Origin of the sequence: Aeromonas sp. R10-1, assembly GCF_040908465.1 — a bacterium.
Lineage (GTDB): Bacteria > Pseudomonadota > Gammaproteobacteria > Enterobacterales > Aeromonadaceae > Aeromonas > Aeromonas caviae.
This window is the reverse complement of the sequence record NZ_JBFODT010000024.1, coordinates 90,750-109,991: the sequence shown is the minus strand read 5'-3', so window position 1 is coordinate 109,991 and position 19,242 is coordinate 90,750. Positions and strand designations below refer to the sequence as shown.

Annotated in this window: 16 protein-coding genes; 11 read left to right on the top strand and 5 right to left on the bottom strand. The window is 59.6% G+C overall.

The window, feature by feature from the left end:
* Positions 1–142: 142 nt before the first annotated feature.
* The gene (locus tag AB5Y93_RS12005; protein ID WP_368229431.1) at positions 143–787 is read left to right on the top strand and encodes a glutathione S-transferase family protein; all 645 of its coding nucleotides are present in this window, start codon (positions 143–145) and stop codon (positions 785–787) included.
* A gap of 458 nt (positions 788–1,245) precedes the next feature.
* Here the strand turns inward: AB5Y93_RS12005 and AB5Y93_RS12000 are convergent, their stop codons facing one another.
* Positions 1,246–2,439 carry a class I SAM-dependent methyltransferase gene (locus tag AB5Y93_RS12000; protein ID WP_039039155.1) on the bottom strand — a complete coding sequence of 398 codons (1,194 nt, stop codon included), beginning with the start codon at positions 2,437–2,439 and terminating at the stop codon, positions 1,246–1,248.
* A gap of 184 nt (positions 2,440–2,623) precedes the next feature.
* Positions 2,624–4,054, bottom strand: a complete 1,431-nt coding sequence (locus AB5Y93_RS11995) for a methyl-accepting chemotaxis protein (RefSeq protein WP_010674726.1) — start codon at positions 4,052–4,054, stop codon at positions 2,624–2,626.
* An 85-nt stretch (positions 4,055–4,139) separates the two neighbouring features.
* Between AB5Y93_RS11995 and AB5Y93_RS11990 the strand changes: the two genes are divergently transcribed.
* Together AB5Y93_RS11990 and AB5Y93_RS11985 are read left to right on the top strand one after the other, a co-directional pair.
* Complete coding sequence (locus AB5Y93_RS11990) at positions 4,140–4,412, top strand: acylphosphatase (RefSeq protein ID WP_010674727.1); 273 nt, start codon at positions 4,140–4,142, stop codon at positions 4,410–4,412.
* Between the two features lie 12 nt (positions 4,413–4,424).
* Positions 4,425–5,159: a CHAD domain-containing protein gene (locus AB5Y93_RS11985; RefSeq protein WP_368229430.1), complete on the top strand. Its 735-nt coding sequence runs from the start codon at positions 4,425–4,427 to the stop codon at positions 5,157–5,159.
* A 72-nt stretch (positions 5,160–5,231) separates the two neighbouring features.
* Here AB5Y93_RS11985 and metG read toward each other — a convergent pair whose 3' ends face one another.
* Entirely contained in the window at positions 5,232–7,265 is a 2,034-nt protein-coding gene (gene metG / locus AB5Y93_RS11980) for a methionine--tRNA ligase (RefSeq protein WP_368229429.1), read from the bottom strand.
* Positions 7,266–7,450: 185 nt separating this feature from the next.
* On the opposite strand from metG, the gene apbC reads away from it, so the two are divergent.
* The 4 genes from apbC (at position 7,451) to AB5Y93_RS11960 (ending at position 11,724) form a co-directional block, all read left to right on the top strand.
* Positions 7,451–8,533 (top strand): iron-sulfur cluster carrier protein ApbC, encoded by a 1,083-nt coding sequence (gene apbC, locus AB5Y93_RS11975; RefSeq protein ID WP_368229428.1) that lies wholly within the window; start codon positions 7,451–7,453, stop codon positions 8,531–8,533.
* 108 nt (positions 8,534–8,641) lie between these two features.
* Positions 8,642–9,286, top strand: a complete 645-nt coding sequence (gene udk / locus AB5Y93_RS11970; RefSeq protein ID WP_368229427.1) for a uridine kinase — start codon at positions 8,642–8,644, stop codon at positions 9,284–9,286.
* A 63-nt stretch (positions 9,287–9,349) separates the two neighbouring features.
* On the top strand, positions 9,350–9,931 hold the full coding sequence (dcd, locus tag AB5Y93_RS11965) for a dCTP deaminase (RefSeq protein ID WP_010674732.1): 582 nt from the start codon (positions 9,350–9,352) through the stop codon (positions 9,929–9,931).
* Positions 9,932–10,251: 320 nt separating this feature from the next.
* Positions 10,252–11,724, top strand: a complete 1,473-nt coding sequence (locus tag AB5Y93_RS11960; RefSeq protein ID WP_045524860.1) for an inorganic phosphate transporter — start codon at positions 10,252–10,254, stop codon at positions 11,722–11,724.
* Between the two features lie 659 nt (positions 11,725–12,383).
* Here the strand turns inward: AB5Y93_RS11960 and rne are convergent.
* Entirely contained in the window at positions 12,384–15,530 is a 3,147-nt protein-coding gene (gene rne / locus AB5Y93_RS11955; RefSeq protein ID WP_368229426.1) for a ribonuclease E, read from the bottom strand.
* Between the two features lie 414 nt (positions 15,531–15,944).
* On the opposite strand from rne, the gene rluC reads away from it, so the two are divergent.
* Positions 15,945–16,889: a 23S rRNA pseudouridine(955/2504/2580) synthase RluC gene (gene rluC, locus AB5Y93_RS11950; protein ID WP_201893979.1), complete on the top strand. Its 945-nt coding sequence runs from the start codon at positions 15,945–15,947 to the stop codon at positions 16,887–16,889.
* Positions 16,890–16,941: 52 nt separating this feature from the next.
* Here the strand turns inward: rluC and AB5Y93_RS11945 are convergent, their stop codons facing one another.
* Complete coding sequence (locus AB5Y93_RS11945) at positions 16,942–17,523, bottom strand: nucleoside triphosphate pyrophosphatase (protein ID WP_330143586.1); 582 nt, start codon at positions 17,521–17,523, stop codon at positions 16,942–16,944.
* Positions 17,524–17,682: 159 nt separating this feature from the next.
* On the opposite strand from AB5Y93_RS11945, the gene AB5Y93_RS11940 reads away from it, so the two are divergent.
* The 3 genes from AB5Y93_RS11940 (at position 17,683) to rpmF (ending at position 19,242) form a co-directional block, all read left to right on the top strand.
* Entirely contained in the window at positions 17,683–18,336 is a 654-nt protein-coding gene (locus AB5Y93_RS11940) for an START domain-containing protein (protein WP_039041175.1), read from the top strand.
* Between the two features lie 196 nt (positions 18,337–18,532).
* A complete protein-coding gene (yceD, locus tag AB5Y93_RS11935) occupies positions 18,533–19,054 on the top strand; it encodes a 23S rRNA accumulation protein YceD (RefSeq protein WP_029314532.1) in 522 nt (173 codons plus the stop codon).
* A 20-nt stretch (positions 19,055–19,074) separates the two neighbouring features.
* Positions 19,075–19,242 carry a 50S ribosomal protein L32 gene (gene rpmF, locus AB5Y93_RS11930; protein ID WP_005300935.1) on the top strand — a complete coding sequence of 56 codons (168 nt, stop codon included), beginning with the start codon at positions 19,075–19,077 and terminating at the stop codon, positions 19,240–19,242.

The following is a 19,242-nucleotide window of genomic DNA, read 5'->3' as shown; positions in this document are numbered from 1 at the left end:
TTAAAAGAGAGTCATACGAGTGTGATTGCCGTCATGAATGGGCGTTTATCATCCCAAAACCAGCATGGGATAGGGACGCATCGAAAATAGAGAGGGGATCTAGACTAGGGAAGTCATCCCTCTGAGCGTCAGGAATATCCCCATGAAACTCTATGCCCACCCCTTTTCGTCCTACAGCCAGAAAGTGCTGATCGCTCTCTACGAGAATGCCACCCCGTTCGAGTATCGGAATCTCGAAGAGCTGGCGGCGAACGCCGAACTTGCCGCCCTTTGGCCACTCAAGCGCTTCCCGGTGTTGCTGGATGATGGTCGCTGCATCCTCGAGAGCAGCACCATCGTCGCCCATCTGCAGGCGCACCATCCGGGCCCCGTCAGCCTGATCCCGCCCGGCGATGCGGGCCTGGAGGTGCATATGCTGGATCGCGTCTTCGACAACTATGTGATGACGCCGATGCAAAAAGTGGTGCTGGATGCGCTGCGCCCGGTCGCGGATCGCGACCGCTATGGCGTAGCGGAGGCCCGCGAGCTGCTCAATCAGATCTACCCCTGGCTTGATCAGCGACTGGAAGGACGCCACTGGATTGCCGGCGCAGACTTCACGCTGGCCGATTGCGCCGCCGCACCCTCGCTCTTCTACGCCGACTGGGCCCACGAGATCCCGGCTGGCTATGGTCGTCTGCGTGCCTATCGCGCCCGTCTGCTCAATCATCCCTCCATCGTGCGGGTGGTGGAGGAGGCGAGGCCATTTCGACACTACTTCCCGCTGGGCGCGCCGGCACGTGATTGAACGGGATGATTTGTGGCGGGCGGGGCACTGCCGCCCAGACAATGTACGAGGCGGACAGGGGCATGGCGTGATCCATTGCAGGGGAAAACAGCAATATTCATTCAAATGAGTGGGTATGCGTTTATGGCTGATATTTCCCCGAGGATTTTTGAATGTTGATGCGTAATATTTCATGCTTTTGCATAAAAAAATGCCGGGCATGTCTCTGCTGGTGGGTTGTGTAGTGAAAGAGAGATGAGAATCGGGTTAACGATGCGGCAACCTTTGATTGAGGATGGCAGTCGTCAGTTGAAGAGGAGGGATGGGGGCAGCAATCGCTGTTGGTGGCAAAGTCGGGGGGAGGTTATCTCTTTGGCGGCCGCATGAAAAAAGCCCGCTTTGATCGCGGGCTTTTTGATGGCTTGCCGGACCCGGATCTGGAACCGGGGGACAAGGGGGGCAGCGCTGGTCTGCTCGGCTTAGCGGGCGCGCACCACCAGCCCTTTGAGGTAGAAGCCTTCCGGATAGGCGGTACCGATGGGGTGATCGGATGCCTGGGACAGGAGTTCCAGGATCTGGGCATCGCGACCGGCATCGAGGGCCGCATCGGCGACGATTTTCTGGAACAGGCTCTGCTCCATCAGGCCGGAGCAGGAGTAGGTCAAGAGCACACCACCCGGTGCCAGCAGCTGGAAGGCCAGCATGTTGATGTCCTTGTAGCCGCGGCAGGCGCCCAGCAGCTGGGCCTTGCTCTCGGCAAACTTGGGCGGATCCAGCACGATGACATCGAACTTCTCGCCCTTCTCGCGATATTCGCGCAAGAGCTTGAAGACGTCGTGGCGGACGAACTGGGTGTTGCTGGTATCGAGACCGTTCAGTTCGGCGTTCTGGCGGGCGATGTCCAGCGCATTCTGGGAGAGATCGACGTTGACTACCTCCTTGGCACCGCCCTGGAGGGCATAGACCCCGAAACCGCCGGTGTAGCAGAAGCAGTTGAGCACCCGCTTGCCTTCAGTGTATTTCGCTGCGGCAAGGCGGTTGTCCCGCTGATCCAGATAGAAACCCGTCTTGTGACCGTTACGAATATCGACCAGGATCTTGACGCCGCCGTTCTCCTCGATCACCACGGGGTCGGTCGGGGTCTCGCCATGGATGACGCCGGTGCGCTCCTTCAGCCCTTCCTTCTTGCGCACGGCCACGTCGGAGCGCTCATAGATGCTGCACTCGGGGTAGAGGGTACGCAGCGCTTGCGTGATCAGCTCACGTTGGAACTCGGCACCGGCAGAGAGAATCTGGCACACCAGGAAGTCGGCGTAGCGGTCGATGGTCAGGCCCGGCAGACCGTCGGATTCGGCGGCGCAGAGGCGATAGCCGGTGAGGCCCTGACGCTTGATGAGCCCATCGCGGGACTCCTGCGCGTATTTTAGGCGACGGATGAAGAAGTCGAGATCGACGCTCTCATCCTTGTCGAAGGTCCAGACCCGGGCACGGATCTGGGAGCTGCCGGACCAGGCGCCACGGGCGAGCCATTTGCCGTCATGGGTGAAGATCTCGACGGTATCGCCGTCAACGGGGTTGCCCTGCACCCGCTCAATGCCCTTGGAGAAGATCCAGGGGTGGCGACGCAGCAGGGATTTTTCGCGGCCTTTGACGAGATAGATGGAAGCGCTCATGGGTAGTTGCCGATGGTAGAAAAGAAGGGGGCATATAGTAGGGGCTGTGAGGGTAGGCACGCAAGCCGCGTCTACCGGGATCCGTGGATCCACACGCGGTCAGGGTCGAACGGGCTGTTTCGCGCGTCCCCAGCGCCTGGCCCAGACATGGCAGGCCATCTGGACGATGGCCTGCCGGAGGGGGTCAGATCCGCAGGCCGGTGAGCGCCTGACCGAGTTCGCTGGCGGTTCCCTTGAGGCCGGTGGTGCCGGCAACCGCCGCGCTGGCGGACTCCTCCACCCGGCTCGCCTCGTGGCGCACCTTGTCGAGGTTGCGGGTGATCTCCTCTGCCACCGAACTCTGCTCTTCGCTGGAGGTGGCGATCTGGGTGCTCATCTCCAGCACCGCGTCGCTGTGGTTGCTGAGCCGCTCGATGTCCATGCCCACCTCGGTGATGAGCTGCTGGCTGTCGGCCGCGCGCCCCACCGTCTTCTCCATGATGTCGTTCAACGCCCCGGTCCCGGCCTGGAGCTCCTCGATCATCTGCTGGATTTCCACCGTGGCCTGCTGGGTGCGGCTGGCGAGGGTGCGCACCTCGTCGGCCACCACCGCAAAGCCGCGTCCCTGTTCACCAGCCCGGGCGGCCTCGATGGCAGCGTTGAGGGCCAGCAGGTTGGTTTGCTGGGAGATGGCGTTGATGACGTTGACCACTTCGTTGATGCGATTGGCGTTGTGAGTCAGCCGCTCGACCGCGCCCGAGGCATTGCCAATCTCGTCTGCCAGGGTGCGGATGGCGGTGATGGTACGTGCCACCCGCTGTGCCCCGTGAGTCGCCTCGTCGCTGGACTGGCGGGTTTGCAGCAGGGTGTCGTTGGCGTTGCGGGCCACTTCCCGGATGGCGGCGGACATCTGCTCCATGGCTGCGGCCAGGGAGTCCATGTGCTGGCGCTGGGCACGGGCAAGCTGCTCGCCGTCGCTGGCATGCTCGCGAAATTCGTCGGCGGCCAGGGTAAGGGCATCGGCGGACTCTTCCACCAGTTGCACTATCTTGTGCTGGCGGTCGGTGAAGGTGTCGATGCTGCCCGCCAGAATGGAGAACTCGTCCCGCACCGGGAAGAAGTTGAGCCGGAAGGTGAGATCGCCGTTCGCTACCGTCTGCAATGCCTTGTTGGTGGAGTAGAGCGCCCCCGAGACAAAGGTCATCAGATAGTGGGTGATGAGGGCCAGCAGGGCGGCCAGCACCGCGATGATGGTGAGCGTGGTGCCCTGACCATCCCAGAGGGCGTAGTGACTCGTATCCAGGGTGCCGGAGACGACGCCCGCCTGACCTGCGCTGGCGCCATAGCGATAGATGTCTCCCTGCTGGCTAAGGCCGGTGGCGGCGCCAGGCGTGAGTACGAGATCCGCGGGCAGGGTAAGGGTCGGCTGCTGGCTCACCAGCTGGGCCGTGGTCTCGACCCGCCCTTTTAGCTGATCCACTCTGAGCTGCATCGCCTGATCATGGCCGTCGGCCAGCAGATACCAGGTGAGGAAGGCGATGAACACCAGGGGGCACCAGAAGGTGATGAGAAATTTCTCGCTGATCGTGAGGTGAATGAGATAACGGTCAACCCACCGAAACTTTACTTCTTTCATAATGGTATTGCGTCCTGCAAGGGGAAGAGAGTGTCGCGCTCATTATCGCCCCGGGGAAAAATTACTTAAGGGAAAGGTGTGATAAATGGGAGAGCAATCGTTTGTCGTGCGGGTGTGGGGTCAGGTTCAGGGGGTGGGGTTTCGCTACTTCACCCGGGAGCGGGCGCTGCAACTGGGGCTGCGGGGGCATGCCTACAACCTGGAAGATGGTTCGGTGGAGATCCTGATTGCCGGTCCCGAACAGAAGGTTCAGATGATGCTGGGCTGGCTTGAGCACGGGCCCCGAACCGCCACCGTCACCCGAATGGAGTGCACCCAGGCGTTGCCACCCACCGGAACCGGTTTTCATACCAACTAGCCGGGAGGGTTCATGGGGGAGAGCGGGATTGCGCAGGCCAACCGGCTCGTTGGGCAATATCGGGGGGCGACCTTGGCACTGCGCCAGCACAAGGGGATGGAAGAGGTGCATGCCTACCGGATAGCGGCCCGTCGCCTGCTGGCGCTGCTCGCCCTGTGGCGACCCCTCATTCATGAGCCCGAGCTGGAGCGGCGATTGACCCGTGCCGTCGGCACGCTCTCCGCCCTGCGCGATGCCCAGGTCTATGCGCAGCATCATGGTGGCTCGCTTCGGCAGAGCCACTTGCCACGGGTCCCCCTGTTGACCGGCCCGCTGGCCCGTTGGCTGGACCGACTGGAAGAGGTGCCCGTCGGGGTCGATCTCTTGCCGCTGTTTCGGCTGCATCTGGCGCTGTCACTGTCGGATGCACTGGCGAAGACCACCTCCCTTCCTGTGGGCATCAGGGCGAAACTTCGGTGCTGGCACCGGCTGCGTCTGGTGCTGAAACAGGCGCGCTACGGGATGGAGCTGCTGACGGCACAGGGGGGAGGGGATCCGGCCTGGTTGTCCATGCTGGTGAGCTGGCAGGAGCGACTTGGGCAATTGCAGGACAGGCGCCAATGGCTCAGACGCCTTGGGGGCAAAACCGGGCGAGGCCAGCAACGGCGAGCCCTGAAAACAGAGATCCGCTGCCAACTACTGCAACTGGATTGCCATCAGGCGGAGCTGGTCGCCCTTCGCATGGCATTGCTGCAGAGCGGGCAGTAAGCACCCCACAAGGTAAAAAAAAGAGAGGCCATTGGCCTCTCTTTTTATTGGGACTGTCCGGGAAGGGGCGTATTACTTCACGCGCATGCCCGGCTGGGCACCTTCCTGGGGCTCGAGGATCCAGAGATCCTTGCCGCCCGGACCTGCCGCCAGCACCATGCCTTCGGACATGCCAAAGCGCATCTTGCGCGGGGCCAGGTTGGCCACCATCACGGTCAGCTTGCCTTCCAGATCTTCCGGGTTGTAGGCGGACTTGATACCGGCAAACACCTGACGGGTTTCGCCGCCGATGTCCAGTTGCAACTTCAGCAGCTTCTCGGCTTCCGGCACCGCTTCGGCTTTCTTGATCAGCGCCACCCGCAGGTCAATCTTGGCAAAGTCGTCGTAGGTGATGGTCTCGCTGATGGGATCGTCCACCAGGGGGCCTGCCGGTTTCTTGCTCTGCTCCTTGGCGAGATCTTCCTTGGACGCTTCCACCATGGCATCCACCTTGGCGGACTCGATGCGGGAGAAGAGCGCCTTGAAGGGAGAGACGCCGTGGTCGACCAGAGGGGCGGCGATGCCGTCCCAGGTCAGGGTCTCGCCGAGGAAGGCTTCGGCGCGCTCGGCCAGTTGCGGCATGACGGGCTTCAAGTAGGCCATCAGCACGCGGAACAGGTTGATGCCGACGGAGCAGACGGCTTGCAGCTCGGCATCCGCCCCTTCCTGCTTGGCGATGACCCAGGGAGCCTTGTCGTCCACATAGCGGTTGGCCTTGTCGGCCAGGGCCATGATCTCGCGGATGGCTCGGCTGAATTCGCGCGCTTCATAGGCTTCGGCGATGCTGGCGCTGGCGTTGGCAAACTCGGCGTAGAGTGCGGGCTCGGCGCAGGTGGCGGCCAGCTTGCCGTCAAAACGCTTGGCGATAAAGCCGGCGTTGCGAGAGGCCAGGTTGACCAGCTTGTTGACCACATCGGCGTTGACGCGGGAGACGAAGTCTTCGAGGTTCAAGTCCAGATCGTCGATGCGGCTGTTGAGCTTGGCGGCGTAGTAGTAACGCAGGCACTCCGGATCCAGGTGCTTGAGATAGGTGGACGCCTTGATGAAGGTGCCCTTGGACTTGGACATCTTGGCGCCGTTGACGGTCACATAGCCGTGCACGTTGACCTTGGTCGGCTTGCGGAAGTTCGCGCCTTCCAGCATGGCCGGCCAGAAGAGGCAGTGGAAGTAGGCGATGTCCTTGCCGATGAAGTGATAGAGCTCGGCGTCGGAGTCCGCTTTCCAGTAGCTGTCGAAGTCGATGTCGCCGCGCTTGTTGCACAGGTTCTTGAACGACGCCATGTAGCCGATGGGGGCGTCCAGCCAGACATAGAAGTACTTGCCGGGGGCACCGGGAATTTCGAAGCCGAAGTAGGGGGCGTCACGGGTGATGTCCCACTGCTGCAGGCCGCTTTCGAACCACTCTTGCATCTTGTTGGCCATCTCTTCCTGGATGGCGCCGGAGCCGCGTACCCAGTCGGCGAGCCAGGCTTCGAACTGGGGCAGGTCGAAGAAGTAGTGCTCGGAGTCCTTCATCACCGGGGTCGCACCGGAGACGGCGGATTTCGGATCAATCAGCTCGGTCGGGCTGTAGGTGGCGCCGCAAGCGTCGCAGTTGTCACCGTACTGATCGGGGGACTTGCACTTGGGGCAGGTGCCCTTGACGAAGCGATCCGGCAGGAACATGGATTTTTCCGGATCGAACAGTTGGGAGATAGTGCGGATCTTGATTTTGCCTGACTCTTTGAGGCGGCCATAGATCACGCCCGCCAGCTCGCGGTTCTCGTCACTGTGGGTGGAGTGGTAGTTGTCGAAGCTGATGTTGAAACCGGCAAAATCCCCCTGGTGCTCCTGGGAGACGGCGGCAATCATCTCTTCCGGCGAGATCCCCATCTGCTGAGCCTTGAGCATGATGGGCGTACCGTGGGCATCGTCGGCACAGACGAAATGCACCTGATGGCCACGCATTCGCTGATAACGAACCCAGATATCGGCCTGGATGTGTTCCAGCATGTGGCCGAGATGGATGGAGCCGTTGGCATAGGGGAGGGCGCAGGTTACCAGCATTCTACGAGGATCAGTTGCCATAATACGTTCTTTATGTGCCTGTTGGGATGATACAGTGCCGTGCATGTTACCCGAATTGGGGGCGGCCTGCCTAGGGTTGTGGCCCCCGGTGCCCTGACTGGCGGCATCACGATGACGTCGGCAAGCCACTGATTTATGTGCGGTAACCGTTCACCTCAGCATAACGACAACATAATGGGGAGTTAATGGTGATTGATTCAGTAAAACAGATCCTGGCCGAATTTAAGCCTGCAGGATGGGGCAAGGATCTGGTCGCGGCCGGTTTTGTGCGTACCGTCGAGCGGCACGAACAGACCCTGGCCATCACGCTAGTGCTGCCCTTTGCCGGCCAGTCCCTGTTTGAACAGATCAAAGAGGAGTTCGATGCGCGGCTGCGCAGCGCAACCGGTGCGACCCGCATCGACTGGACGGGGGAGATAGACGTGGCCAGCATGCCTCGCGCGCAGCAACTGGCGGCGGTGCAGGGGATCCGCAATATCCTGGTGGTTGCCTCCGGCAAGGGAGGGGTGGGCAAGTCCACTACCGCGGTCAACCTGGCGTTGGCGCTGCAAAAAGAGGGGGCGCGGGTCGCCCTGCTGGATGCGGACATCTATGGCCCCTCCATCCCGACCATGACGGGGACCCTCAAGGAGCGCCCTGTCAGCTTTGATGGCAAGTTGATGGAGCCGGTGATGGCCTGCGGCATCAAGAGCAACAGCATCGGTTATCTGGTGGCCGAGCAGGATGCCACCATCTGGCGCGGTCCCATGGCGAGCAAGGCTCTCGGGCAGATCCTGCACGAGACCCGCTGGGGCGAGGTGGATTACCTGGTGGTGGACATGCCCCCGGGCACTGGCGATATCCAGCTGACGCTGGCCCAGCAGGTGCCCACCACGGCGGCGGTGATCGTCACGACGCCCCAGGATGTGGCGCTGGCAGATGCCCGCAAAGGGATTGCCATGTTCAACAAGGTCAATGTGCCTGTGCTTGGCATCGTCGAGAACATGAGTTACCACGTCTGCAGTGCCTGCGGGCATCACGAGCCGTTGTTCGGTACCGGCGGTGGCCAGAAGATGGCGGAGCAGTATCACGTGGCGCTGCTTGGTCAGTTGCCGCTGCATATCGACATTCGCCAGCACATGGATGACGGCTGCCCCACCGTGCTCGGTGCGCCGGATGGCGAGCTGTCACAGACTTACCTGAAATTGGCTCGTCGGGTAGGGGTCGAGCTCTATTTCAGCGCAAAACCGATTGCGACCCCGCTCTACACGGTGGCGCTGGACGAATAATCGGCGTTCGGCCAAGGGGGACGGATTTGGGGTGGGCATGGCCACCCCTTTTTCATATAATGGATCGGTTTAAACAATCCCCAGTGCTCTTCTCTTTAGGTATTTTCAATGTCTGATACTCAACATTCCTGCGTGATCATCGGTATTGCTGGTGCATCCGCGTCCGGCAAGAGTCTTATCGCCCAAACCATCTATGAAGAGCTGGTGGCCGAGCTGGGAGCGGGTCAGATTGGTGTGATCACCGAGGATTGCTACTACCGTGATCAGACCCACCTGACCATGGAAGAGCGGGTCAAGACCAACTATGACCACCCCAATGCCCTGGATCACGATCTGCTGGTGCAGCATCTGACCCAGCTGACGCAAGGGGCGGCGGTCAACATCCCCCAGTACTCCTATACCGAGCACACGCGCATGACCGAGGTCACCACCTTTGCACCGCGCCGTGTCATCATCCTCGAAGGGATACTGCTGTTGACCGACAGCCGCCTGCGCGAACTGATGGACGCCTCCATCTTCATGGATACCCCGCTCGACATCTGTTTGCTGCGCCGTCTGGTGCGCGATGTGCAGGAGCGCGGTCGTACCATGGACTCCGTGCTCAAGCAGTATCAGAAGACTGTGCGTCCCATGTTCATGCAGTTCATCGACCCGTCCAAGCAGTATGCCGACGTGATCGTGCCCCGTGGCGGCAAGAACCGCATCGCCATCGACATGCTCAAGGCGCGTATCCGCCATATGTTGATTGGTTGAGAGAAAACAAGCCGGGTGATGCCCGGCTTTTTTTAATGAATCTTTTGTCAGGAGAGTCGCAGAATGCGTCTTTGTGATACCGATATCGAAAGGCACCTGGATGAAGGCAAGATCGTCATCGAGCCGCGGCCCGGTGTTGAGCGGATCAGCGGCGTCAGCGTCGATGTGCTGCTGGGCAACGAGTTTCGGGTGTTTCGCGATCATACCGCGCCTTATATCGACCTTGGCGGGACCAGTGCCGAGATGGCCGATGCCATCGAGCGGGTGATGAGCGAGGAGATCCACGTGCCGGACGGCGAAGCCTTCTATCTGCACCCGGGTCAGCTGGCGCTGGCGGTGACCTATGAATCGGTTACCTTGCCCGCCGATATCGTCGGCTGGCTGGATGGTCGCTCCTCCCTGGCGCGCCTGGGCCTCATGGTGCACGTCACCGCCCACCGCATCGATCCGGGCTGGTCCGGTCGCATCGTGCTGGAGTTTTACAACGGCGGCAAGTTGCCTCTGGCCCTGCGTCCCAAGATGAAGATCGGTGCCCTGAACTTCGAGATGCTGTCAGGTACCGCGGCTCGCCCGTACAACAAACGGGAAAATGCCAAATACAAGAGTCAGCAAGGGGCTGTGGCCAGCCGGATCAACCAGGATTGATCTCCGCACCGTGCGGCTTGTCTATCGAGGAGGGTGCCAAGGCACCCTCTTTTATATCTGACAAAAGGAAACGGGCGTGCCGAGCGGGTTGAAAAGCGGCCTTTTTCGGGACATTGAGCCATGCTCAGGCTTTGATTGGCGCCTATCCACAGCAATGGAATGGACTTAAATTAATCCTCGACAAGCCCCGTTCCTACAGGCCCTAAGACATTTTCTGACGGAATGCCCTTTTTTTTTTTTGCTGAAATATTTCAACAACGGGTATGGCGCATCGAGCCTTCTGGCATAATCCGCCGCAACTCATAAACAGGTTCGTTTTTATGTTTGAAATGTTTAGTGGTTTGGGTTTGTGGTGGTCAATCGGTTTGGTATTGGCCGTTTTTTTTGTGCTGGCCTATGAATTCATCAACGGCTTTCACGATACCGCCAACGCGGTAGCAACGGTTATCTATACCAAGGCGATGCCGGCTCATATGGCGGTGGTGGCTTCCGGTCTGTTCAATTTCGCCGGTGTCATGCTGGGTGGATTGGGGGTGGCCTACGCCATCGTTCATCTGCTGCCCATCGATCTGCTGCTTGGCATGGACTCCACCCAGGGTCTGATCATGGTGTTCTCCCTGCTGTTCTCGGCCATCGTCTGGAACCTGGGAACCTGGTACTTCGGCATTCCGGCATCCAGCTCCCACACCCTGATCGGTTCCATCCTGGGGGTAGGCGGTGCCTATGCCCTGATCAGCCATCAACCCCTGAAAGAGGGTATCAACGTCGGCAAAGCCATCGACATCATGCTCTCTCTCATCATCTCTCCCACCGTGGGCTTCATCATTGCCGCCTTGCTGCTGTTCGCCATGAAGCGCGTATGGCTTGGCAGCAAGATCCACAAGACCCCGGAAGAGCGCCTGCTGGTGGACGGCAAGAAGCATCCACCGTTCTGGGCCCGTGTCACACTGATTTGTTCCGCAATGGGGGTGAGCTTCGTGCACGGCTCCAACGATGGTCAGAAAGGCATCGGTCTGGTGATGCTGGTGCTGATCTGCATGGCGCCTGCCTATTTTGCGCTGGACATGAACAGCCGCTCCTATGATCTGGACAGAACTCAGGATGCCAACCAGCGCATCATGGAGATCTACCAGCGTAACCAGGATCAGGTTTCCCATCTGGTGAACTTCAGTGTGCCTGCCAAAGCCCAGGAGGAGCTGATGAGCCACTGTGCGGCAGGGGAGGCCCTGCAGGCCATGGCGACCCTCGACAAGCGTCTGGGCCAGGTGCGCACCTACGAGGAGATGAACCTGGTGGATCGCCGCGAGGTGCGTCGTCTGCTGCTGTGCATCGACGACACTGCCCGCAAGGTCTCCAAATTGCCGCTGCCGGCCAAGGAGCTGACCGATCTCGCCAAATGGCGCAAGGATCTGACCGCCACGGCCGAATATGCGCCGACCTGGGTCATCGTGTCCATCGCCCTGGCGCTCGGTTGCGGCACCATGGTGGGCTGGCGTCGTATCGTCTACACGGTAGGGGAGAAGATCGGTTCCACCGGGATGACCTACAGTCAGGGCATTGCAGCCCAGATCACGGCCGCCGCGTCCATCGGGATTGCGAGTCTGACCGGGATGCCGGTGTCCACCACCCACATTCTCTCCTCTGCGGTGGCGGGGACCATGGTGGCCAACAAGTCCGGCCTGCAGAGCCAGACCATCAAGACCATTCTGCTGGCCTGGGTGCTGACGTTGCCGCTCACCATGCTGCTCTCCGGCGGCCTGTTCCTGCTGAACAACCATCTCTTTGGCGGGTAAGACGACAGTCATTGGAAATGAAACAAGGGCCTTCGGGCCCTTTTTTGTTGCCTGGTGAATGTCACGTCATACGGCAATAGTTCAATGAGTGATAGTTGTATGCCATCAGACAAGAAGTTAAACAGCAATATCTATCACCTCGTTTGTTTCTCTACATCCCTGAACCACCCTGTTGTACACAATGAGGGCAGCATACGCGGGAGCTACCTTGTTACGAGCTGACGCTTGCACGTGAAGCTGAAGGGAGGGTGTGCAACGGGTCTATGTTCCTCACCAGAAATGATGAGAGTGAAGAGCGCCACAGGTTGCCCTATGTCTGGCATTCCCGTTCAACCTGGGTTGTCTCAGCCACCACTGAACACACCGACTGTGCTACCAAAGGGGAACGCTGCCAGACTGTTTGCCAATGGCTTCATATGCTGTCAATGCACGGACCTTATCGACAAACCAGAGCATGTCGTGATGCTTTGACAGAGATGAATTCTCTGTCTGGTGTGTTATTCACGTCTTGTTTGGACTGTGTGTGGTCGCTGAACATCGGGAAAGCGGCGGATATTGAAGAATGGGCAGGGGGGAGAGCAAGGCGATGTCAGCCCAAAAAAAGAGATAAAAAAAGAGCCACACAATGTGTGGCTCTTTATTCAGACTAACGAGTCTGCTCAGGGGCGACCGGCCGGGCTGGTTGCAACGTTGCTGGCAGCGGTGCTGCCACCGTGGCGACCGGAGGTCACGACTTCACTGCGTACCAGGGGAGCGTACTCCACGGGTTCACGGGGTGTCGGGGCAGGAGCTGCAGCCGGCGTTGCCATGGGGGCATAAGCCTTGCGGGCACGGGCCAATACACCGGCACCCTTGCTGACCTTCACTTCGGGGCTGGTTGCTGGCTCGGTTTGCACCACGGCAGCCGGCATCTCGACGACCTCCGCCTCGGCGGTGGCCGTCTCCTCAGCGATCACGACAGGTGCCGCTTCAGCAACCGGTGCAACCTCTTCTGGAATGGCCTCAACTTGTTGGGTCTGCTCGACAGCGTCGATCACGGCGACAGGTTTGTCATGAGAGGCGGTGTCGACGATAGGTTCGACCATCTCGGGTTCGACAACTGCCACTTCGGCGACGGGTTCAGCGTCTGCTTGCGCAACCTGCTCAACTTCGTCAGTGGAGGGCGCGTCCACAGCCTGGGCTGCCAGTGCTTGCTCTGCCGCTTCCTCAGCAACGGCTTCAGCCACCACGTGTTCGGTTAGTGCGGCGGAGGCCTGCAGGGCGGCAGCAACCGCTTCTGCGCTCGGAATGGTGATGACAGGCACAACCGGTTCTTCCACCTTTACCTGAGCCGCATCGGCCTGGGCCGCGGTAGTCAGCTGCACTTCGCCTTGTGCTTCGTCTTCACGCTGGCCACGAGCCTCTTCGTTGATGCGCTTGCGACGTTGCCCTTCGATGCGCTGATTGCGCGGGGTACGGCGGGAACGACGCTGACCTTCGCCTTGCTCTTCTTGTTGCTCAGCAGCGGCGGCTTGCACGTCGGCGACATCGGTGATTTGCTCGTCAGTCGGCAGGGCAGGGGTGTCGGTCGCGGCGACATCGACACGGATCTGCTTGCGCAGTTGGCGACGTTCGCGGCGCTCGGCCACTTTTTGCTCTTTTTCCTGACGCGGTTCAGCGCTGGCGACCGCAGTATCAACGGTATCAACCGCTTCGACGCTCACCTCGGCACGGGGTTCGCGGGGGGCGCGAGGTTCACGAGCCGGACGCGGGGCACGAGGTTCGCGCTCCTGGCGGGGTTCGCGAGGCTCACGCTCCATGCGCTGTTCGGTGCGCACTTCGCCACGGGGTTCCCGTTCCTGGCGCGGTTCCCGCTCTTGACGAGGCTCACGCTCTTTGCGCGGGCGACGATTGCGATCACTGCTCTCGCGGCTGGCTGCGCCTTCACGCTTCTCGCCGGCCTCGGCATTGCGACTGCCGCGGTTGTCATCGCGACGGCCACGTTGACCACGGCTGCGGGATTCATCGCGCTGGTGACGGTGCCCGTCATCCTTGCGAGCTTCGCGCTGGGCGGCCGGTTTGTCGGCAGGCGCCTTCACCTCGGCCGGAGCCGCATCGGAGGAGGCACCGAACAGGCCGGAGAAGGCCTTGGCCAGCTTGCCAAAGAAGCCGACTTGTTCTGCAACCGGAGCGGGAGTCGCAACAGGAGCCGGGGCGGTGGGCGCAACCGGCTGGGGAGCCGGGGCAAACCCTTGCAGCAGCGGCTGTTCGCGCTCGACTACCTGAGCCTGGCGCGGCTGATAGACCGGCTTGGCAATCTCGGTTTTGAGCTCGTAGCTGGCCGCTTCCGGGATCTCGTTCTGACGGATGCGGGTCACTTCGTAGTGCGGGGTTTCCAGATGCTGGTTCGGAATGATGTAGACACGCACATCATTGCGCTGTTCCAGATTGGCGATGGAGGTACGCTTCTCGTTGAGCAGATAGGCGGCCACATCGACCGGCACCTGGGCATGAACCTGCTCGGTGTTGTCCTTCATGGCCTCTTCTTCGATGAGACGCAGGATGGACAGGGCGAGGGATTCGTTGTCACGGATGACCCCCTGACCCTGGCAACGGGGGCAGATATGGCTGCTGGACTCGTTGAGGGAGGGACGCAGACGCTGGCGAGACATCTCCAGCAGACCGAAACGGGAGATACGGCCCAGCTGGATACGGGCACGATCCTGATGCACCGCTTCACGCAGACGGTTTTCCACTTCGCGCTGATGGCGAACCGGGGTCATGTCGATGAAGTCGATGACAATCAGGCCACCCAGGTCACGCAGGCGCAATTGACGGGCAATCTCGTCGGCCGCTTCCAGGTTGGTCTGCAGGGCGGTCTCTTCGATATCGCCGCCCTTGGTGGCGCGGGAGGAGTTGATATCGATGGAGGTCAGTGCTTCGGTCGGGTCGATGACGATGCTGCCGCCGGAGGGCAGGCGCACTTCGCGCTGGAAGGCCGATTCGATCTGGCTCTCGATCTGGAAGTGGTTGAACAGGGCGACATCACCCTTGTACAGCTTCACGCGATTGAGGAAATCGGGGCGGACCAGCTCGATATGTGACTTGGCGCGCTCGAAGATGACCGGATTATCGATCAGGATCTCGCCCACATCGCGACGCAGATAGTCACGGATGGCGCGCACGATGACGTTGCTCTCCTGGTGAATGAGCACCGGAGCGGAACGTTGTTGTGACGCCTTGTGGATGGAGTCCCAGTGATTGAGCAGAACGTTCAGATCCCACTCCAGCTCTTCCGGGGACTTGCCCACACCGGCGGTGCGCACGATGAGGCCCATGCCGTCCGGTACGGTCAGTCCGCTCAGCGCTTCCTTCAGCTCGGTCCGCTCGTCACCCTCGATGCGACGGGAGATGCCGCCGGCACGGGGGTTGTTCGGCATCAGCACCAGGTAGCTGCCAGCCAGACTGATGAAGGTGGTGAGGGCGGCACCCTTGGTACCACGCTCTTCCTTGTCGATCTGGACAATCACTTCCTGGCCTTCGCGGACCACTTCTTTGATGTTGGGACGACCCTGATAGGAGTAACCGGAGGGGAAGTAATTGCGGGCGATTTCCTTTAACGGCAGGAAACCGTGGCGTTCGGCGCCATAGTCAACAAAAGCAGCTTCGAGACTGGGTTCTACTCGGGTGATTTTGCCCTTGTAAATGTTCGCTTTTTTCTGCTCGTGTCCCGGACTTTCAATATCCAAATCGTAGAGCTGTTGTCCGTCAACCAGCGCTACGCGCAACTCCTCTTCCTGAGTCGCGTTGATTAGCATTCTTTTCATTGAGTTCTCATTATTTTGTCATTTTGATTCCTCCACTGGGTCCTGCCGGCGCCGGCCTCGGGTCTTCAGCATGCTGGGGCAACCTCCCGGTTGGGGTATGCATGAGGCGCAAACTAAGGGCACTCTGGTTCAGCCTTCTCGAGAGGGCGTGAATTAAGGATACCGATGTGGAGACAATTTACGTCGGCTCTGTTTGTGTTCTCCATGCGTTGTACCTCGCACCCGGGAACCGTCATGTTCTTGTATACACGGTGTTTCGGGATTGGGTGGCATACATTTTGGCCACTTAGTACAAGGCTTGAACACAATGACAAAACCTTGTTTATTATCCCATTTAAACCACTTTTATAGCAAGACGCCATTTTTTAACAAAGCATGGAGCCAAGGGCTGTCAGCGGTGTTAAAATCCGCGCCATGACACAGATACATCAACAAGTGCAGCTGCTCACCATCGAAGCTGAGCATGACGGGCAGCGCATCGACAATTTTCTCAAGACTCAGTTAAAGGGCGTCCCCAAGAGCCTGATTTATCGCATCCTTCGAAAAGGGGAGGTGCGGGTCAACAAGAAGCGCATCAAACCGGAATACAAGCTTTGTGCCGGTGACGAGGTGCGGGTGCCCCCCGTGCGTGTGGCCGAGAAGAATGAGTTGCCTTCTGCCAACCTCGGCAGCATCCAGCGTCTGGAGAGCCAGATCCTGTTTGAAGACGACGCCATGATAGTGCTCAACAAGCCGTCCGGCATGGCAGTGCACGGTGGCAGCGGCCTCAGTTTTGGTGTCATCGAAGGGCTGCGTGCCCTGCGCCCCGAAGCCCGTTTCCTCGAACTGGTGCACCGGCTGGATCGCGACACCTCCGGCGTACTGCTGGTTGCCAAGAAGCGCAGTGCTCTGCGCAGCCTGCACGAGCAGCTGCGGGTCAAGACCATGCGCAAGCAGTATCTGGCGCTGGTGCGCGGCCAGTGGCAACCCCACGTCAAGGTGGTCAATGCGCCACTTCGCAAAAATGATCTGCAATCCGGCGAGCGGGTGGTGCGGGTCAGCAGCGATGGCAAACCCTCCGAGACCCGGTTCCGGATTGCCCGTCAGTTTGCCGAGGCCACCCTGGTCGAGTGCAGCCCCATCACTGGCCGTACTCACCAGATCCGTGTCCACACCCAGCACGCCGGCCATCCCATCGCCTGCGATGACAAATATGGTGAGGCCGGTTTTGATGAAAAGATGCGAGGGCAGGGGCTAAAGCGTCTGTTCCTGCACGCCTGGAAGCTCACCTTTACTCATCCGGTGGATGATCGGGAGATGCAGGTGGAAGCGCCATTGTCACCGGAACTTGAGGCGTTTCTCGCCAAGCTGCCACGCTGACAGCCATGAAAAACGGGAGCCTTGGCTCCCGTTTTTCATGGCAGAGTTCTTGTTATGGCAGAGCCAAGCCGTGGCGACCCAGGAGATCAACCAAGCCTATCAGGGGAAGACCGACAAGGGCGTTGGGATCGCGCCCCTCCAGCGCCTTGAACAAGACGATGCCCATTCCCTCGCATTTGAAGCTGCCGGCACAATCCAGAGGACGTTCGGCCTCCACATAGCGACGGATGGCGGCTTCGTCGAGCGAGCGAAAATGCACGATGAAAGGCTCGACGAGCTGCTCGGCATGGCCATTCGCAGCATTGATCACACAGAGCCCGGTGTAAAAGATGACGCGCTTGCCTTGTGCCTGCAGCAACTGCTCGACCGCCTTCTCCACCGTGCCGGGCTTGCCGAGGATCTGCCCGTCACAGACGCACACCTGATCTGAACCGATGATCAATCCTTGATCACGGTCAGCGGCAACGGCATTCGCCTTGGCAAACGCCAATCTGCTGACCAGGGCTTCTGCGGTCTCCCCGTGTCGCGCCGTCTCATCGACTTGAGGCGCAGCACAGTGAAATGGCTGACCGAGTTTTTCCAGCAAGGTTTTGCGGTAGGACGAGGTGGACGCGAGAATCAAGGAAGGCTGCATGTTTTGATGATATCCATTTATAAATCAATTGGTTGATTCTATCTGCGCAGATGGGGCCACGCAAACAGGAGATGTCTAGAGCGGGACTCGCCTAATTAGCGGGAAGCATGCATGCTGAGGGAACCACAGCGCAAACACAAGAGATCGGAATTGAGCGTGATGACACGATATGCGGCCTTGGTCATGGCACTGATCTCCTTCGCCAGCTGGGCAGGGACATGGCAACTTCGCCAGGGGGATGAGGGGGTGATGCTTTGGACTCAGCCACATCCTCCGACCTCTTTTCAGGCCTTACGTCTGGAGATGCGGGTGAATGCCGATCCTGGCGCGCTGATCACGGTGCTGCGCAACACGGCGCGCCATGAAGAGTGGTTGCCCCAGAGTCGTGAAGTCAGGGTGCTGGCCAGATCGGGTCCCGACGATGATCTGGTCTATACCCGCCTGGCATCTCCCTGGCCGGTGCAAGACAGGGAGCTCATCACCCGCTCCCATCTGAGTCGACGTATTGATTGCGGCCTGACTCTCGAGGTGTGGGCAGAGCCGAATGCCCTGCCATTGCATGCAGGGCTGTTCCGGATCCAGGAAAGCGCCGGACGGTGGGAGGCGCTACCCCAACGGGATGGCAGCACACTCGTTCGGCTCGAAACCTATACCAATCCGGGCAACAACTTGCCGGGCTGGCTGGTCAATCCCATTGCCATCAAGGCTGCCGTGGGCAGTTTCAAAGCCATACGCCGACTGATGGAAGCCGAGCCCAGAGTGGCTGCGACACCAGGCCTGCTGGGGAGCGACCCGCGCTGTTCTGCCACCTGATGAGACATCAAGGAGCACATCCGGTGGACAGACAGGGGTGGGGAACAGGATCCTGTGCCAGATCCTGCACGATATGGCATAATCGGCCACCGATGAGCACAAGTTCCTCTTGCAGGAGCCTGTGAAGGTAAAATCATCGGCGGTAAGGACTTTTTCCTTTGACTATCCCTTGTTGGACCTATAATATTCGCGCCCTATGCAAAAGGTGAAGTTGCCCGTTAAGGTTGATCCAGTCCGTAATGCCTTGAAGCTACTCGATTATGTCGGGATAGTGGAAAAGTCGCAGATGCCCAGGCTGGAGGAATCAACCGAAGGCTTGCGAAGTGATGTGGATGTCACACTGCACTTTGGCAAAGATGTCCAGAAGTTGACCGTTATGAAAGGCACTGCCCATGCCAAGGTCGACCTGGTTTGCCAGCGTTGTGGTGAGACGTTTGAACACCTTTGTGAAGCTAGTTTTATTTACACTCCGCTGTTCGAAAGAACAAACGAGGAAGAACTGCCGGAAGCTTATGAGCCCATTGAGTTGGACGAAAACGGCGAGATAGATCTTCATCAAATCCTGGAGGATGAACTCATCCTCTCGTTGCCTCAAGTAGCCATGCATCCGGTGGATGTGTGTCCCAGAGGAAACATGGAGATGACCTGGGGTGAAATCGAACCTGCTGATGAGCGGCCGAATCCCTTTGCAGTTCTTGAAGCGCTCAAACGTAAGTGAATTTTAGGAGTTAGCCTACCATGGCCGTACAACAGAACCGTAAAACCCGCGCCAAGCGTGGCATGCGTCGTTCCCACGATGCGCTGACCACCGCTGCCCTGACTGTTGATCAGACCAGTGGCGAAATTCATCGTCGTCACCACGTGACTGCCGATGGTTTCTACCGCGGTAAAAAGGTAATCGCTTAA